Consider the following 16,868-nt stretch of genomic DNA (forward strand, 5'->3'; position numbering starts at 1 on the left):
CCAGGGAGCACACCATGTGGAACGTCCTCAACTGGCTGCAAAAGCACCTGGTCTGGAGCATCCCGCTGGCCATGCTGGCGGGGCTGGGTTTCGGCCAGGTGGCCGACCCCGGCTTCCTGCGCAGGGCCATCCTGCCCCTGACCTTCCTCATGGTCTATCCCATGATGGTGACGATGAACGTGAAGGAGTTGCTCAAGCCGGGGGGTGGTACGTTGCAAGGCACGACGCTGGCCATCAACTTCATCCTCATGCCCGCCATCGGCTACGCGGCCGGCCTGCTGTTCTTTGCCGACCAGCCCATGGTGCGGCTGGCACTGCTGCTCACCGCACTGCTGCCCACCTCGGGCATGACCATTTCATGGACCGGCTTCGCCAAAGGCAACGTGCCCGCGGCGGTGAAGATGACCGTGGTCGGCCTGATTGCCGGTTCGCTGCTCGCGCCGGTCTACCTCAAGGCACTGCTGGGCACTGTGATCGAGATCGCGGTGCTGCAGGTGTTCCTGCAGATCGCCCTCATCGTGTTCCTGCCGCTGGGGCTGGGCACGCTCACCCAGCGCTGGCTGATCGGCCAATACGGCGAGGCCCACTTCAACCAGAAGCTCAAGCCGAAGTTTCCGCCGTTCTCCACCCTGGGCGTGCTGGGCATCGTCTTTGTGTCCATGGCGCTCAAGTCGCAAGACATCTTTGCCCACCCTGGGCTGTTGCCCTCACTGTTGCTGCCCCTGGTGCTGGTCTACGCGCTGAACTTTGCCATCAGCACCGTGGTGGGCAAGACACTGTTCCAGCGCGGCGACGCGATTGCGCTGGTCTACGGCACCGTCATGCGCAACCTGTCCATTGCGCTGGCCATTGCCATGGGTGTGTTTGGTGCCCAGGGTGCCGATGCCGCCCTGTTGATTGCGCTGGCGTACATCGTGCAGGTGCAGGCCGCGGCCTGGTACATCAAGCTCACCGACCGCCTGTTTGGCTCGACGTCAACACCCGCGCCGGCCCAGGCGCACTGAAAAACACCATTCCATGTCCCCACAGACCCTGACCCCTTACCAAGCCCTGGGCGGCGCGGATGGCATCCACCGCCTGGTGGACCGCTTCTATGAACTCATGGACGAACTGCCGGAAGCCTATGCCGCGCGCCGCCTGCACCCCGAGAGCTTGGCGGGCGCCAACGAGAGCCTGTTCGAGTACCTGTCCGGCTGGCTCGGCGGGCCCAACCTCTACATCGAGAAGAAGGGACACCCCCGCCTGCGCATGCGCCACGCGCCGTACGCCATTGGCATGACAGAGCGCGACGAATGGATGTTGTGCATGCGCACCGCGCTGACCGAACAGGTGGCCGACGAAGACCTGCGCGCCAGCCTGCTGCAGGCCTTCACGCAGATGGCCGACCACATGGTCAACACCGACAGCCGCGCTGGCTGCAGCCACGCCCACGTCCACCCATTCCAACCACGCGAGACCGCATGAACAAGTTCCTTCTGGCCTGGTGCCTGGCCTACCCACTGGGCGCATGGGCCGGCCCGATCGAGGCCGGCCAACCGCTGCCGGCGCCGACCCTTCAAAACCAGCACGACCAGGCGTGGCGCATCGCGCCCGGCACCCAACTGGTTATCTTTGCCGCTGGCCGCATTGCGTCCAACTTGGTCATGGGTGTGTTGTCGCCTCAGCCCAAAGGCTTCCTGGCCAGCCGCCAAGCGGTCTACCTGGCCGACATGAGCAAAATGCCCGGCTTCATCACACGCACCTTCGCGCTGCCCTCGCTGCGCGAGCAGCCCTTTGAGGTGGGTGTATCGCTCGACGCCAAGACCCTGGCCGAATGGCCCCGGCAGGAGAATGCCGTCACGCTGATCCGCCTTGACCAGGGGCGTGTGATGGGCCACGAGTTCGCCAGCACCGAAGCCCAGCTCAAGGCGGCGCTGGGCCTTTGACCACCCACCGGACGAATTCACGGAGAACCACATGGACGCCTTCCAGGACCACTACCCAGAAAACCTTTCGCACTGCTATGGATGTGGCAGCCAGAACCCGCATGGACACCAGATCAAGACCGAGTGGGAGGGCGATGAGACCGTGACCCGATTCCGGCCCGAGTTGTTTCACACCTCGGTGCCAGGGTTTGCCTACGGTGGGCTGATCTCCTCGTTGATCGATTGCCACAGCACGGCCAGCGCGGCGGCCGCCATGTACCGGCTGGCAGGTCGCTGCATGGATTCGCTGCCTGCCTTTCGCTTTGTCACCGGCTCGCTGCATGTGGATTTCCTCAAGCCCACCCCCATCGACGCAGAGCTCGTCATTCGCGGTCAGGTCAAAGAAATCAAGGGTCGCAAGGTGGTCATCGAGAGCCAGGTCTGGGCGCGTGAAGTGATGACCGCCAAAGGGGAGGTGGTGGCGGTGCAAATGCCGGAGAACTTCGGAACCTGACACACGCGGCTCGTGACACCAGATGCTGGTCTCGCATGGTCTTCCAGACAACGCCTCCCGACACACATCCACTATGCACGCTGCCATTTCCGATCCCGATCAACTGCCCTCCCAGAAGGACGAACTCGAAGTGTTGGCCGACCTGGTGCCTTTGGCCGGGCAGCACCTGATTGAACTGGGTTGTGGCAGCGCCCGCTTGGCGCGCCACTTGTTGCAGCGGTATGTCGGTAGCCAGTTGGTGGGGCTGGAGGTGGATGCGGTGCAGCACGCCAAGAACCTGGCCCACCCGCAGGAAAGCTTACAGTTTCTGGTGGGCAGCGCCGAGGCCGTGCCCTTTGGCGACGCCAGCTTCGACGGCGCACTCATGCTTAAAAGTCTGCACCATGTGCCGCTACCGGCCATGGACGCCGCACTGGCCGAGGTGGCACGGGTTGTGCGGCCCGGAGGCTGGCTTTACGTGAGCGAGCCCATCTACGGCGGCGCACTCAACGAGATCGTGCGTTTGTACAACGACGAAGGAACAGTGCGGGCCGCTGCGCAGGCGGCGATGGACCGCGCACTGGCCGCAGGCAGCCATTGGCAGGCGGCTGCCGAACGACGCTTTGCCCAGCCGGTGCGGTTCAAGGACTGGCCGGAATTCGCGCAACGCATGCTCTATCCCAGTTTTGCAGACCACGCCATCACGCCGGCACTGGAAGCGCGTGTGCGTACCGCGTTCGAGCCGCATGTAGGCGCCGAGGGCGCGCAATTCACGCGGCCTATGCATGTGCGGTTGCTGCGCCGCACGGCTTGACCTCTGGGGAACCAACGCCTTAACGGCACTGCCCATCATCAGACCGTCGCCGGTCAGAATGCCGAATCTCTGATAGCCACACTGACGCTCACTTTTCCAAGCAATCGAAGTCCATATGCCTCCAGAAATTCTTACCGAAATTGCCATCTTAGGCGCCGGCACTGCCGGTATGTATGCCCTCAGAGAAGTGCGCCGCGCTGGCCGCCGTTTCGTGATGATCGATCCTGGCCCTTTGGGCACTACCTGCGCTCGGGTGGGCTGTATGCCCTCCAAGGTGGCTTTGCACGCGGGCGCCGAGTGGGCGACCCGCAAAGCTTTGGCTGACTTGGGTGCGCAGGGCGTACAAGGGCTGTCCATTGACTTGTCCGTCGCGTGGGCGAAGCTGCGAGAACAACGAGATTTTTTCAGCAACAACGCTGCGAACAAAGCCCGTGCGGGGGCCAAGGAGCACCTGCTGGAGGGGAAAGCTCGCTTCCTTGAGCCCACTTTGCTTGAGGTGGAAACTCCCGACGGTGTGCGACGTATCCGTGCCGAAGCGGTGGTGATTGCCACCGGTTCTCGTCCGGTGGTCCCGGGTTGGCTAGCGCAGGTGCAGGACCGCACCGTCACCACCGATACCTTGTTCGAGTTGCCCAACCTGCCTGCACGGGTGGGTATCTTGGGGCTGGGAGCAATTGGCCTTGAGATGGGCCTCGCACTGTCCCGTTTGGGTGTGCAGGTGGTCGGCGCAGACCTTGCCCCCCACGTGGGTGGCATCAGCGACCCCATTCTTGCCGAGCGCGCTCGCACCCGTTTTGGCCGTGAAATGGACTTGTGGTTGGGTGTGGAAGCACGCTTGGAGCGCACAGAGACTGGTGTGCGTCTGCGCGCTGATGAGCGTGTGGCTGAGGTGGACCTGCTACTCGCCGCATTGGGTCGCCGCCCCACTACCGACGGCTTAAATTTGCAAGCCGCAGGCTTCCCGCTGGATGGGCGCGGCAACCCGCGCTTTGACCCCGCGACGATGCAGATCGGTGACCTGCCGGTCTTCATTGCGGGCGACGCTAACGCGGACCGCCCGTTGATGCACGAGGCCGCTGATGAGGGAGCCATAGCCGGCTACAACGCCGTACGCGCTACGCCAACCCGCTTTGCGCGCAAGGTCTCATTGGGCATTGCGTTCTCCAATCCCGATATTGCCAGCGTGGGTGCCCGCTTCGATGCACTGCCGCCGGAGGGCATGGTGATTGGCACTGCCGGGGGCGACAAAAACGGCCGCGCCCGTATTTTGGGTGCCACCGACAGCCTGTTGCGCGTGTACGCCGACGCCCGCAATGGCCGATTGTTGGGCGCTGCCATGGTGGCGAGTGGTGGCGAGCACTTAGCTCACCTGCTGGCCTGGGCGATCCAGCGTGGCGAAACCGCCTCCAGCCTGTTGCAGCTGCCTTTCTATCACCCCGTTATAGAGGAAATGCTTCAGACCGCGCTTCAAGACATCGCAGCCCAACTGCCCGAGAAAGGCTCCTATCCCATGGGCCTGACCATGGAAGAACGGACATGAACCCTTACGGATTTACCTGGGGCCAGGTCGCTGGCCAGGCTTTTCGGGCCTTCACTGAGACGAATCCTCATTATTCCAAGGACTTGAAATGAAAAAATTATCCTCCAGCTCGCCCTGACCTCGATCACCACTCTGTCGCTGGTGGCTTGTGGAGGTGGCGATGACGCGACGCCAGCAGGCGGGCCACCGATTGTGGTCAATGCGGACGGCACCACCAGTTTTGACAGTACGGGACTGGCTTCCAGTCTGTCGACCTTGCCGCTCGAGGACTTGAGTGAGGCCGAGAAGGCGTCGCTGGCCTATATGCGCGAAGAAGAAAAGCTGGCCCGTGATGTTTACAGCAGACTGGATTCATTTTGGGGCAGTCAAGTGCGCGCATTTGGCAACATCGCCAAGAGCGAAGCCACTCACACCGAGGCGGTACGACAACTGCTTATTCGTTATAGCCAGCCTGATCCCGCCGCCATCTTGACCGAGGGGATGTTTGCCAACGCCACCCTTCAGCAGCTTTACTACGATCTGGTCGCCCAGGGCACGCCCTCTCTGATCGCTGCACTGAAGGTCGGCGCGCTGATCGAAGAACTCGACATCGTCGATATTCGGTCTGCACTGGAGTCGATTGACAATCTGGACATTCGTCTGGTCTACGAAAACCTGATGAAAGGCTCGAGGAACCACCTGCGCTCATTCGTCAAGACGCTGGTGCAACAGGGCGAGACTTACCGTCCGATCTACTTGAGTCAAGAGGATTACGATGCGATCGTGGCGGCACCGACAGAGCGCTGAGTTGGCCGCCCGGTATGGTACGCAAGGGCCTTCGCCCGCAATCGCCGCGATCATCAGCCGTGGTCAGGGGGCTTACAAGCAGAACGTCATGCAGAACGTCATGCCCCCGCCGCTGATAAACTGCCAGCCATGTTCCTGACGCGCCTCCAACGCCGTGTTACCACCTGGGTCGCCCTGCTGTCTCTGGTGGCGAGCGCGCTGTTGCCCACGGCGACGCAGGCGATGGTGGCCGGCGGCAACCGCGCTGACTGGTTGGAGGTCTGCGGCGTCAGCGGCATGGCTTGGGTCAAGGCCGACACGGGCGAGGTGCGCGATCAACTGCCCAACGGCAACGCGCCCAGCAGCGATGCCACTCAGCACTGCCCTTGGTGCACGCTGCACGGCGGTGCGGCCGACATGCCCGTGGCGCAGATCGACATGGATCTGCCGCCGCGACTGACCGATCTTCCTCCCGCGTTTTACCGCGCCCCGTTGGCCGCCACCGTCTGGGCGCCAGCGCAGTCGCGCGCCCCCCCTTTCGCCGCCTGAAAAACCTTGCCGTGGTGCGCCCGTCTGGAGCGCCTTGTGTTCTGCGTTTTCAGGAGGCGCCATGCCTTCCATCTCCACATTCATTTCATCTCGCCGCCAGGCGCTGGTTTGGCTGGTCGCCAGCGGTGCGTGGCTGCTGTCCGGCTGTGATCCGCACACCTCGGGCCTTTACGGTGGCAACTCACCCTTCAAAGGCATCGACATCACGGGTGCGGACTACGCGAGCGGCTTCCAACTGACCGATTTCAACGGGCAGACGCGCAGCCTGAGCGACTTCAAGGGCAAGGTCGTGATGCTGTACTTTGGTTTCGTGCAGTGCCCCGACGTCTGCCCCACCGCGCTGACCCGCGCCGCCGCAGTGATGCAGCAGTTGGGTCCGCAGGCCACCGATCTGCAGGTGATTTTCGTCACCGTGGGTCCTGAGCGCGACACGCCGGAGTTGCTGCGCGAGTACATGGCCGCGTTTCACCCGTCCTTTCTGGCGCTCACAGGCAGTGCAGAGGCCACCCAAAAAACGGCCGACGAGTTTCGGGTGCACTACAAGAAGGTGCCCACCGGCAGCAGCTACACCATGGACCACACGGCCTTGAGTTACCTGTTCGACCGCCAGGGCCGCATCCGTGTGGTGCTGTGCCACGAACAGACCGTCAGCGACTACACCGCCGACGTGCGCGCGCTGCTGGCCCAGCCCGCCTAGGCTATTCACCGTTTTCACATTCCCAACCAGGAGTCACCAGCATGAAGAAACGCATCATCACCGGCCTGCTGGCCATCACAGTCACCGCCTGGGCGCAGACCGCCGTCAAGGTGGATGACGCCTGGGTGCGCGGCACCGTCGCCACGCAAAAGGCCACCGGCGCCTTCATGCGTCTGACGCCCTCAACCAACGCGCGCTTGGTCGAGGCCAAATCACCCGTGGCCGGCGTGGTCGAAATTCACGAAATGGTCTTGGAGAAGGACATCATGAAGATGCGCCAGATCCCTGGCCTGGATTTGGCCGCAGGCCGCACCATGGAGCTCAAGCCCGGCGGCTACCACGTGATGCTGATGGACCTCAAGCAGCCGCTCAAAGGTGGCGAGCAGGTACCTATCACCCTTGTGTTTGAGGACGATCTCAAAAAGCGCTTCACCCAGGACATCAAGGCGCCGGTGACGGCATTGGGCGGTGGCAACGCGCCCATGCCCATGAAGCCTGGCATGGACCACAAACACTGAGCTTTCACCCCTTTTCATCCCTATGGAGTTTTTCATGAAGTTTTCCTTGAACACCCTGCGCCACGGCGCCATCGTCCTCGCCCTGGTGGCTGCCTCTGGCTTCGCCGCCGCCAAGGGTGTGCCGGGCGACGGGGCCATTCCCGTGGTCGAGCTGATGCCGCTGACCATGCGCTACGAGGTCGACCTCAAGCTCACGCCCGAGCAAATCAAGTCGCTCGACGACTACCGCAAGCAGGCCATGCCTGGCCGTGTGGCGGTGCAGAAGAAGACCATCGAGCTGCGCGGCCAACTGCGCATGGCCCTGCTGGACAACCTGCCGCAGGCGGACCGCGACGCGCTGATGAAGCAGGTCGCCGAAGCCGAGGTCCAGCATTTCCAAGGGCGAGAGCGCTGCGTGGCGCATTTGCGCCAGAAGCTGAGCGCCGAGCAGTTCGCGCAACTGCGCCAGCTCTACCTCGACGGTTTGCGCTGATATCGGAGCCACAAGTCTGCTTCAAAGCCTGGCTGCAGCGGTTCCAGCCTGTGTGTGGGTCAGGCATCGTCTCTTCGCTCGCCACAGTGTCACCAGAGCCATTGGGGCCGCAGAAGCATGGTCAGACCCAAAGCCGCCATCAGCACTCCGTTGACCAGTTTGAGCCAGCGACCACGGCTTTCGTCCAGTTTCTGGCTTTGCAGAGCCCAAACGGCAGAGCCAACCATCAGCGCGTCGTCCGCGAGGTAGCCCAGGATGTACAAGCCCAGGTAGCCGTAATGGGCCGCCGGGGGCAGGGCCTGCTGGGTCAGCACGGCGGTGTAGAGCGCGGGCAGCCCGGCGGTGCACAGCAACTCCACAAAGTTGACCGCCACTGCCAAACTGGCCACGCCCAGCAGGGCCAGAGGCAGGGAGTGGGCTTGCATCACGTTGCGCATGCGTGCGTAGAGCCCCGGTTTGGCCGAGGCCGGAATCGACAGGCTGGGCCCCTGGAATCCTTTGACGAAATCTTTCAGGTGAAGCGCCGCCATGCCCAGCGCCAGCAAAGCCAACCCTACGCGCAATGCGGTGGACAGACCCACCGCAAGAAACAAGTTGAGCCAAGCCGCCATGAAAGCGTAGTACACCGCACCACTCACCAGCACAAAGGTACCGGCGATCAGTGCCATGCGGCGACGGTCTCGCAAATGCACCAGCAGCGACAACAAAAACAGCAGCACCCACATGGCGCAGGGGTTGAAGCCGTCGAGCAATCCCAGCGATAGGGTAAACAGCGGCAGGCCCAGGCGTTCTACGGTCAGGTCACCCCAGTGGGTCTCAACCGCATGCACAGGCCCAGGGGCAGGCGAGGCGGAATCTGCGCCACCCACCTGTGGCGGTGCCACCAAGGCATCGAGTTCAGGGCCCGAGGTCGCCGCGTCGGCAAAGCCTACCAGCAACCTGCCCTGGTACACGAACGTGGGCACACCGGGTGGCCAAACACCCCCCTGCTCAGACAAACGCAGCAAGTCGTCCCGCGCAGCGGTGTCGGTGTCCACAGGTCGCAACCACACCCGCACATCGGGGTGACGGGTCGCTCACTGCGGCAAAAAGGCTTTAGCGGCGGCGCAGTGGGGGCAGCCATCGCGCACGAACACCTGCAACACATGGTGCGGCGCGTGTGCGCCCGTGGGCTGCGGGTTGTCGGCCAGTGCCCACGGCATCCACAAAAGCAGCGCACAGGCCAGCCAGACCCGGTGCCACCAAGCCGACCCAGTCGGCCGGCGTTGACTGGCGTTCAGACTCACCTCAGCGCATCACTCTTCCAGTAGGCTGCGCAGCATCCAGGCGGTTTTTTCATGCACGTCGATGCGCTGGGTCAGCACGTCGGCGGTGGGCTGGTCGTTGGCGGCATCTACGATGGGGAAGAGCTTGCGCGCCGTGCGTGCGGTGGCTTCTTGCGCGGCCACCAGGTGGCGCACCATGTCATTGGCCTTGGGCACGCCTTCCACCTCTTTGATGCTGGCCAGGCGCACAAACTCCTTGTAGGTGCCGGGCGCCGGGAAACCCAGCGCACGGATGCGCTCGGCAATGATGTCCAGCGCGTTCCACTGCTCGGTGTACTGGCCCATGAACATGGTGTGCAGGCTGTTGAACTGCGGACCGGTCACGTTCCAGTGGAAGTTGTGTGTCATCAGGTACAGCGTGTAGCTGTCGGCCAGCAGCGCAGACAAACCGTGGGCAATTTTTTTGCGGTCGGTGTCGCTGATGCCGATGTCGATGGCGGGTGCGGAAGGGGCTTTTTTGGCCATGGTGAGGGCTCCTGTGTGAATCAGCTTGTTATTGTGACGAACGGACGCGCGCTTGTGCCAGTAGCGGCCAGGCCAGGGCAAATGCCGCTGCGCCAAAACCCGCACAGATGGCCAACAGGTTGACCCAGTCGACCCAGTAGCCCATGTCGGCAAGCGATGACCCCACGGCGCCAGGCACCACCGGAATCAACAGCAGCGCCACCCCCACGCCAATGACCAGGGCCAGTCCCAGCGACCGCTGCCACGCGGCGCCGCGTGTGAACGCGCGCAGGACCAGAAAGGCCCAGGTCACCGCCACGAGCAGCAGCACCGGCCACAGGCCGAGGGCGATTTCCCACAAGATGTTGATGACCAACCAGATTTCGTACATGGTGTGCTCCTGGGTGCGGGTTCAGACGCGGCCTTTGAGGACGGCGAGGTAGGCGGGCTTGAGCATGCGCACCTTCATGAGCCAGGCAAAGAAGCTCTCCTGCAGCGGCTCGATCATGGGCAGTGAGGGTGTGAGTTTGCCCGCGTAGTCGAACTCGATCAGCATGGCCGAACCCTCGCGGACAATGAGCGGGCAGGAGGTGTAGCCGTCGAACACCTGGCCCAGCGCTCGGCCGGCCAGAAAGTCCACCACGTGCTGGGCCACGATGGGCGCGCTTTTTTTGACGGTGGCCGCCGTTTTGCCGCGAGGTGTGCCGTTGATGTCGCCAATACCGAACACGTTGGGAAAACGTCTGTGCTGCAGCGTCTTGGGGTCCACCTCCAGCCAGCCGCCTGCGGCCATGGGGCCGTCCTTCCAGGCCAGATCGGAGTTTTTCACCGCGTCGGGCGCGCGCATGGGCGGCACCACGTGGATGAAATCGTAGGGCACCTCGGTGCGTTCGCCCTCGGGGCTGGCAAAGGTGGCGACGCGTTTGCCGATGTCGACTGCGGCCAGCGCTTCATTCGTATGTACCTGGATGTCCATGGACTTCCAGCGTTCGAGCACGTTGTCATTGACCGGCTTGATACCAAACACATTACCCAGTGCCGAGTAAAAGTGCACCTCTGACTTCCCCAGCATCCCGGCTTGCGCAAGCCGGTCGCGCAGCATGAAGGTCATCTTCAGCGGTGCGCCAGCACACTTGAGCGGCGTGGCCGGCAGCGTCATCAACGCTTTGCCGCCTTTTTGGCGGAAGGCTTCCATGGCGGCCCAGGTGGCCACGGCGGCATCGGAGCTGGGGTACACGCTGGTCAGGCCGTTGGTGCCAATGGCTGCCACATCCATGCCCTCGATGCGGCCCCAATCCTGATGTGTGCCGGCGGCCACCACCAGCACGTCGTAGGTCACGCGCTGGCCGCTGGCGGTGACTACGGTGTTGCTGGTCGGATCGAAGCCAGCCACCATGTCCTTGATCCACTCCACGCCAGAGGGGTGGAAGTCGGCATTGCGGTCGATCACTTTGCTCACTGGCCACACGCCTGTGGCCACCAGGGTGTAGCCTGGCTGGTAGTTGTGCACTTCCTTCTTGTCGATGATGGTGATTCGCGCGTCGCTGAACATCGCACGCAGCCTGTTGGCCACCGCAATGCCGCCCAGTCCGCTGCCCACGATGACGATGTGTGCTTTCGATGTGGCCGGCACTTGTGCCTGGGCTGTCGTCTGCCAGCCCAGTGCGGTGCCGGCGCCCAAGCCACTCATCGCGCGCAGCCAGTCGCGCCGTGAGGTATCGAGGGCCTCTTCCAAGGTCCGGTGGGGGGAGGGTGGTTTGTGAGCCAATTTTGTCTCCATTGGGTTCAACGTTGCAGCACTGAGCAGTGCAGTTGCCAAACTGCTGAGCGCGCTGGTTATCCAGAAAACGTCATTTGTAATAAATTAACAAAGCCTGCCTTGAACAGGCTTGATTTGCGTCAAGGCACTTCACAAACCAATGCTTTGCCGAGCCTAAAAACATCTTACCCCCCAGGGTAATAAGATTTGGCATGTGCGAAGGGCTGTGCCCCTTGATTTTCAGCAATGACCGACGGCTTTACGCTCACATGATGATCCCTATCAAAACCGAATCAGCCTGGCGAGGCACCTCGGATTGCCGGACATGTGCCATCCGGGAAATGGCGCTGTTTGCCAGCCTGACCGAAAACGACTTCAGTCACATCCACGCCCCCATTGACGACTTGGCCTACCGTAGCGGTGAAACATTGCACGCCGAGGGACAAGTGGCGCGTGGGGTGTACACGTTGCGCTCGGGCATGCTCAAACTTTCGCGCGTTACGGCAGATGGCCGCCAGCGCATCTTGCGGCTGCTGCGCCCCGGTGATGTGGTGGGACTGGAGGCCTTGGCCACAGAGCGCTACGACAGCGACGCCATCGCGCTCACCGATGCGACCGTATGCCGGATCCCCACCGAGGTAATCCATCATCTGAGCCAGCAATCGCCGCGCATGCACGCCGGCTTGCTCAACAAATGGCAAAAGGCCCTGCGTGAGGCCGACGACTGGTTGGCCGCGATCAACTTTGGTACCGCCCGACAGCGCGTGGGACAGTTTGTTCTGAAGATGCGGCACAGCACCGATCCCTCGCTCTCGACCCTGTTCTCGCGAGATGACATGGGCGCGATGATGGACTTGAAGCTTGAGACAGTGAGCCGTGAGGTGTCGCGTCTGGTCAAGGTCGGCGCCATCAAGGCTGTCGACAAACAGGGCCGGCTGTACCGCATCCTGGACGAGTCGCTGCTCTTGTCCCCAGACAACTGAGCCAGTCTGCGCGCGCCTGGGCGCTATGGCCCTCATAGCCAATCCCAACTGGTGAATTGATTTTTGTCATTAGGTCGCCGAGGTCGATAGCTCAAACTTCATCCATCAACACAGGGCAATGCCCTTGCGGTTGATGACAGACCTTCAACCTTTTGAACAACAGGAGCCTCTCATGTCCACGCCTTCCGGTTTGCCCCGCATCAACGAACCCGCCCCCGACTTCAAAGTCAACACCACCCACGGCGAGCGCAGCCTGGCCGACTACAAAGGCAAGTGGCTCATCTTGTTCTCGCACCCGGCCGACTTCACCCCGGTGTGCACGACCGAATTCATCGGTTTTGCCAAGCACGCTGAACAGTTCAAGTCCATGAACTGCGAATTGCTGGGTCTGTCGATTGACAGCATCTACTCGCACTTGGCCTGGATGCAGAGCATCAAGAACAACTTTGGTGTGGAGATTCCGTTCCCCATCATTGACGACATCAAGATGGAAGTGGCCCAGGCCTACGGGATGATCCACCCCGGCGCCGCCGACACCCAGGCCGTGCGCGCCACCTTCTTCATCGACCCCGAAGGCAAGCTGCGCGCCATGGTGTACTACCCCATGAGCAACGGCCGATCCATCGACGAGTTTGTGCGCCTGCTGCAAGCCATGCAGACCAGCGACGCCAACAAGATCGCGACGCCGGAAGGCTGGACGCCGGGCTGCGACGTGATCGTGCCCCCGCCCAAAACACCCGCCGCCATCGAAGCCCGCAAAGGCGAGGGCTACGCGATGAAGGACTGGTACTTCTCCACCAAGTCCCTCTGAGCGGCTTACGCTGCACCCCGGCGCGGGGTGTTTGCCCCGCGCCGTTTCAGACCCCCCTGCAGGAGTTGCCATGACCGCCCCCACACGCATGCAGATCGAATCCTTCTTCGACCCGGCCACCTCGACCTTCAGCCACCTGCTGTGGGACAGCGCCACGCAGCAATGCGCCATCATCGACAGCGTGCTGGACTACGACCCGAAATCGGGCCGCACCGACACCGCCAGCGCCGACCGCGTGATTGAGCGGGTGCGCGCCCTGGGCCTGCACGTACAGTGGCTGCTGGAGACCCATGTGCATGCCGACCACCTGTCGGCTGCGCCCTACCTGCAACGGCAGGTGGGTGGTCAACTGGCGATTGGCAGCCACATCACCACGGTGCAAAACGTGTTCGGAAAGCTGTTCAACGCCGGTACCGAATTCGCCCGCGATGGCAGCCAATTCGACCGGCTCCTGGCCGATGGCGACCGCTTCCAGATCGGTGGCTTGCACGCACAAGCCTTGCACACGCCAGGACATACCCCCGCCTGCATGACCTATGTGATCACCGACCACAGCATCGACCCCGTGCGCACCGTCGCCTTTGTGGGCGACACCCTGTTCATGCCCGACTACGGCACGGCACGCTGCGACTTTCCCGGTGGCAGCGCGCACACCTTGTACCGGTCCATCCAGAAAGTGCTGGCACTGCCTGACAGCACCGAACTGTTTCTGTGCCACGACTACCCGCCAGCCGGCGGTCGCACGCCTGAGTGCCGCACCACCGTGGCCGCACAAAAAGCCGCCAACGTGCACGTGCACCAAGGGGTGGACGAAAACAGCTTTGTGGCCATGCGCGAGGCGCGCGATGCCACCCTGGCCATGCCGGTGCTGATCCTGCCCTCGGTGCAGGTCAACATGCGGGGCGGTCAGTTGCCACCGCCTGAAGACAACGGCGTGCGCTACCTCAAGATTCCGGTGGATGCACTGTGAGCGCGGCCATGCACCGGTTGCGCCTGGCGTCATGGGCAGAGGGCGCCACCTTGTTGTTGCTTTTGCTGGTGGCGGTGCCGCTCAAGCGCCTGGCGGGCTGGCCCGAGGCGGTCGGTGTGATGGGACCGCTGCATGGCGCCGCCTTTTTGATTTACAGCCTGATGGTCTTGCAGCAGGCCGGGGCAGGGCGGCTAAGCGTCCGCGAAACCCTGATGTTGCTTGGCGCCGCTTTTGTGCCACTGGGTTTTTTGCTGGTGGGGAAGATCTTCGCTCGCCGCTGGGGTGACAACCGCTGAACGCCATACAGCGCCAACACCATGCCACCACGACTGCACGCTTGGCTGCCCATCTTGACCTGGTCTCGCCGCTACACCGCACAACAAGCGGCGGCCGACGGCGTGGCCGCGGCCGTGGTCACGCTGATGCTGATTCCGCAAAGCCTGGCCTACGCGCTGTTGGCGGGCTTGCCGCCGCAGGCGGGTTTGTACGCCAGCATGGCTCCGCTGTTGCTCTACGCCGTGTTCGGCAGCAGCAACACGCTGGCCGTGGGGCCGGCTGCCGTCACCTCTTTGATGACAGCCGCCGCTGCGGGGGCTGCTGCCGCACACACCGGCGCTGGTCACGCGGTGGCAGCGCTCTGGCTGGCGCTGCTCAGTGGTGGGCTGATGCTGCTGATGGGCGTTGCGCGCCTGGGCTTTGTGGCGCATTTCCTGAGCCATCCGGTGGTCTCGGGTTTTGTCTCGGCATCAGGCTTGCTGATTGCGGCCAGCCAACTCAAGCACCTGCTGGGCATACCTCTCAAGGGCGACACACTGCCGGCGCTGCTGGCCCAGCTGCCCGGGCATTTGGGGGCGGTGCACTGGCCCACGGTGGCCATGGGCGCCGTGGTGCTGGCCGCCTTGTGGGCGGCGCGGCGCCACCTCAAGCCGCTGCTGCAACGGTGGGGTGTCTCGCCCTTTGTGGCCGACATCGCAAGCAAGGCTGCGCCCGTGCTCGCTCTGGTGCTCAGCATCGCGTTGGCGGCAGGGCTGGACCTGGCGGATGCGGGCATGAAGGTGGTGGGTGCGGTGCCCTCGGGCCTGCCACCATTGACCTGGCCGAGCTGGAGCGCAGAGGCCCCGGCGCTCGTGCAAGCACTGCTGATGCCGGCCTTGCTGATTTCACTGGTGGGCTTTGTGGAGTCGGTGTCGGTGGGCCAGTCGCTGGCGGCAAAACGCCGCGAGCGCATCGACCCCGACGCCGAACTGCGTGGCCTGGGAGCGAGCAACATCGGTGCGGCACTCACGGGTGGCTTCCCGGTCACCGGTGGCTTCTCGCGGTCGGTGGTCAACTACGATGCGGGAGCCCGTACCCCGGCCGCCGGGATCTTCACCGCACTGGGGCTGGCACTGGCGGCGCTGTTTCTCACGCCGTGGCTTTTTCACCTGCCGCAGGCCACGCTGGCAGCCACCATTGTGGTGGCGGTGCTCAGTCTGGTTGATCTGGGCGCTTTCACTCGAACGTGGCGCTATTCGCGCACCGATTTTGTGGCTCTGGCTTTGACCTTCGGGCTCACCTTGGCCGTGGGCGTGGAGGCCGGCTTGATGGCCGGGGTGGGCAGCTCATTGTTGTTGTGGCTGTACCGCAGCAGCCGCCCCCACATCGCGACCGTGGGCCAGGTGCCCGGCACCGAGCACTACCGCAATGTGCTCAGGCACTCGGTGCTGACCCATCCAAAGATCCTGGGATTGCGGGTGGACGAAAGCCTTTACTTTGCTAATGCCCGTTACCTGGAAGACCATGTGGCCGCGCAAGTGGCCAACCACCCACAAGTGCGTCATGTGGTCTTGCAGTGCAGTGCGGTCAACGACATAGATGCCAGCGCGCTCGAAAGCCTGGAAGCCATTGCGGAACGCTTGCACGACGCCGGTGTGACCCTGCACCTGAGCGAGGTCAAAGGCCCCGTGATGGACAGGCTCAAGCGCAGCGACTTCTTGGATCACCTCTGCGGCCAAGTGTTTCTCACCCACCACCAAGCCATCACCTCGCTCAGTGCCGAATAGCCCTAAAAGTTGCTTGAGATTGGGATTTGTCAAGGGTGGGCGGCCGGATGTCCGAACAATACAAACGAGTGGCTCGCAACCGGTGGGCCATGTCATTCACTGCAAGGTAAACACTGTGAAAAAATCCGCTCTCATCGTCCTGCTCGCCTGTGGCCTGGCTTCTGCCGCGTCGGCGCAGGAATTGTTCGTCAACATCCACAGTGGTCAGGCCATGGCCCAGGGGGCGGGGCTGGTGCTGGCTGGGCAGGCGTTGGAGCAAAAAGCCAGCGTGCGCGTGCTGTTGTGCGACGCCGCCGCCGACATTGCTGTGACTGGCAAAGAGATGCCATTGCTCAAGCCTCGCAACGTGACACCACAACAAATGCTGCAAGGGTTGATCAAGGGCGGTGCACAGGTGGAGGTGTGTGCGCTGTACCTTCCCAACAGTGGCCGCCAGGTCAGCGACTTGATCCCCGGCGTCACGCCGGCCAAGCCCGCCGACGTGGCCGCCCACCTGCTCAAGCCGGCTGTGAAGACACTGGCGTTTTGAAAAAACGGTAAATCGACCGCGACGCCGAGTCGATCTCTCGAAGAGTCTTGACTTACCCAGAAAGGCAGCCTCGAAAACGTTTGCAGCCCACGTCTGTGAATGGATGGAGTTTCGCTTGCGTCTACCGTATCCGTCCGGCAAAGTCATCTTGAGCCCGAGCCGCATACCAAGGATGCTCGTGTCCGCGTAACTTCATTGCGGACACATGAACACTTCAGAAATCGAGTTGCCAAGCAGGCGGACACGGCGGCGG

The 16,868-nt window shown here is 63.0% G+C and carries 22 protein-coding genes; 17 read left to right on the forward strand and 5 right to left on the reverse strand.

Annotated elements, in window-relative coordinates; translation table 11 throughout:
• Positions 1-14: 14 nt before the first annotated feature.
• The 11 genes from ACFQPB_RS20540 to ACFQPB_RS20590 all read left to right on the forward strand — a co-directional run bounded on the left by ACFQPB_RS20540 (position 15) and on the right by ACFQPB_RS20590 (position 7,752).
• The gene (locus tag ACFQPB_RS20540) at positions 15-1,004 is read left to right on the forward strand and encodes an arsenic resistance protein (protein WP_382227393.1); all 990 of its coding nucleotides are present in this window, start codon (positions 15-17) and stop codon (positions 1,002-1,004) included.
• A gap of 13 nt (positions 1,005-1,017) precedes the next feature.
• Entirely contained in the window at positions 1,018-1,464 is a 447-nt protein-coding gene (locus tag ACFQPB_RS20545) for a group II truncated hemoglobin (protein ID WP_382227396.1), read from the forward strand.
• Positions 1,461-1,925: a hypothetical protein gene (locus tag ACFQPB_RS20550; protein WP_382227399.1), complete on the forward strand. Its 465-nt coding sequence runs from the start codon at positions 1,461-1,463 to the stop codon at positions 1,923-1,925. The genes ACFQPB_RS20545 and ACFQPB_RS20550 overlap by 4 nt, the downstream gene beginning before the upstream one ends.
• Positions 1,926-1,956: 31 nt before the next feature.
• Entirely contained in the window at positions 1,957-2,418 is a 462-nt protein-coding gene (locus ACFQPB_RS20555) for a PaaI family thioesterase (RefSeq protein WP_382227401.1), read from the forward strand.
• Positions 2,419-2,491: 73 nt separating this feature from the next.
• Positions 2,492-3,211: a class I SAM-dependent methyltransferase gene (locus ACFQPB_RS20560; RefSeq protein ID WP_382227404.1), complete on the forward strand. Its 720-nt coding sequence runs from the start codon at positions 2,492-2,494 to the stop codon at positions 3,209-3,211.
• Positions 3,212-3,326: 115 nt separating this feature from the next.
• Positions 3,327-4,751, forward strand: a complete 1,425-nt coding sequence (locus ACFQPB_RS20565; protein ID WP_382227407.1) for a dihydrolipoyl dehydrogenase — start codon at positions 3,327-3,329, stop codon at positions 4,749-4,751.
• A gap of 192 nt (positions 4,752-4,943) precedes the next feature.
• Positions 4,944-5,537, forward strand: a complete 594-nt coding sequence (locus ACFQPB_RS20570; protein WP_382227410.1) for a DUF2202 domain-containing protein — start codon at positions 4,944-4,946, stop codon at positions 5,535-5,537.
• 129 nt (positions 5,538-5,666) lie between these two features.
• Positions 5,667-6,065, forward strand: a complete 399-nt coding sequence (locus ACFQPB_RS20575) for a DUF2946 family protein (protein WP_382227413.1) — start codon at positions 5,667-5,669, stop codon at positions 6,063-6,065.
• Positions 6,066-6,126: 61 nt separating this feature from the next.
• Positions 6,127-6,762, forward strand: coding sequence for an SCO family protein (locus ACFQPB_RS20580; protein ID WP_382227416.1), 636 nt, complete (start codon positions 6,127-6,129; stop codon positions 6,760-6,762).
• A 41-nt stretch (positions 6,763-6,803) separates the two neighbouring features.
• On the forward strand, positions 6,804-7,280 hold the full coding sequence (locus tag ACFQPB_RS20585) for a copper chaperone PCu(A)C (protein ID WP_382227419.1): 477 nt from the start codon (positions 6,804-6,806) through the stop codon (positions 7,278-7,280).
• A gap of 34 nt (positions 7,281-7,314) precedes the next feature.
• Positions 7,315-7,752, forward strand: a complete 438-nt coding sequence (locus ACFQPB_RS20590) for a hypothetical protein (protein WP_382227422.1) — start codon at positions 7,315-7,317, stop codon at positions 7,750-7,752.
• An 89-nt stretch (positions 7,753-7,841) separates the two neighbouring features.
• Here the strand turns inward: ACFQPB_RS20590 and ACFQPB_RS20595 are convergent, their stop codons facing one another.
• From ACFQPB_RS20595 to ACFQPB_RS20615, 5 genes are read right to left on the reverse strand one after another with little or no spacing between them, the layout of a single operon-like run.
• On the reverse strand, positions 7,842-8,789 hold the full coding sequence (locus ACFQPB_RS20595) for a hypothetical protein (protein WP_382227425.1): 948 nt from the start codon (positions 8,787-8,789) through the stop codon (positions 7,842-7,844).
• 39 nt (positions 8,790-8,828) lie between these two features.
• Complete coding sequence (locus tag ACFQPB_RS20600; protein WP_382227427.1) at positions 8,829-9,038, reverse strand: hypothetical protein; 210 nt, start codon at positions 9,036-9,038, stop codon at positions 8,829-8,831.
• A 9-nt stretch (positions 9,039-9,047) separates the two neighbouring features.
• Entirely contained in the window at positions 9,048-9,542 is a 495-nt protein-coding gene (locus ACFQPB_RS20605; RefSeq protein ID WP_382227430.1) for a Dps family protein, read from the reverse strand.
• Positions 9,543-9,570: 28 nt separating this feature from the next.
• Positions 9,571-9,912, reverse strand: coding sequence for a hypothetical protein (locus ACFQPB_RS20610; protein ID WP_382227433.1), 342 nt, complete (start codon positions 9,910-9,912; stop codon positions 9,571-9,573).
• A gap of 21 nt (positions 9,913-9,933) precedes the next feature.
• Entirely contained in the window at positions 9,934-11,256 is a 1,323-nt protein-coding gene (locus ACFQPB_RS20615; RefSeq protein WP_382227436.1) for an NAD(P)/FAD-dependent oxidoreductase, read from the reverse strand.
• Positions 11,257-11,621: 365 nt separating this feature from the next.
• On the opposite strand from ACFQPB_RS20615, the gene ACFQPB_RS20620 reads away from it, so the two are divergent.
• The 6 genes from ACFQPB_RS20620 to ACFQPB_RS20645 all read left to right on the forward strand — a co-directional run bounded on the left by ACFQPB_RS20620 (position 11,622) and on the right by ACFQPB_RS20645 (position 16,615).
• Entirely contained in the window at positions 11,622-12,263 is a 642-nt protein-coding gene (locus tag ACFQPB_RS20620; RefSeq protein ID WP_382227439.1) for a Crp/Fnr family transcriptional regulator, read from the forward strand.
• 172 nt (positions 12,264-12,435) lie between these two features.
• The gene (locus ACFQPB_RS20625) at positions 12,436-13,074 is read left to right on the forward strand and encodes a peroxiredoxin (protein ID WP_382227442.1); all 639 of its coding nucleotides are present in this window, start codon (positions 12,436-12,438) and stop codon (positions 13,072-13,074) included.
• An 88-nt stretch (positions 13,075-13,162) separates the two neighbouring features.
• Positions 13,163-14,044, forward strand: coding sequence for an MBL fold metallo-hydrolase (locus ACFQPB_RS20630; protein ID WP_382227457.1), 882 nt, complete (start codon positions 13,163-13,165; stop codon positions 14,042-14,044).
• An 8-nt stretch (positions 14,045-14,052) separates the two neighbouring features.
• Positions 14,053-14,340 carry a DUF3817 domain-containing protein gene (locus ACFQPB_RS20635; protein WP_382227445.1) on the forward strand — a complete coding sequence of 96 codons (288 nt, stop codon included), beginning with the start codon at positions 14,053-14,055 and terminating at the stop codon, positions 14,338-14,340.
• Positions 14,341-14,361: 21 nt separating this feature from the next.
• Positions 14,362-16,086 (forward strand): SulP family inorganic anion transporter, encoded by a 1,725-nt coding sequence (locus ACFQPB_RS20640; protein WP_382227448.1) that lies wholly within the window; start codon positions 14,362-14,364, stop codon positions 16,084-16,086.
• Positions 16,087-16,201: 115 nt separating this feature from the next.
• Positions 16,202-16,615, forward strand: a complete 414-nt coding sequence (locus ACFQPB_RS20645; protein ID WP_382227451.1) for a DsrE family protein — start codon at positions 16,202-16,204, stop codon at positions 16,613-16,615.
• Positions 16,616-16,868 lie beyond the last annotated feature (253 nt).

Source organism: Hydrogenophaga atypica (assembly GCF_042665215.1).
GTDB lineage: Bacteria > Pseudomonadota > Gammaproteobacteria > Burkholderiales > Burkholderiaceae_C > Hydrogenophaga > Hydrogenophaga defluvii_A.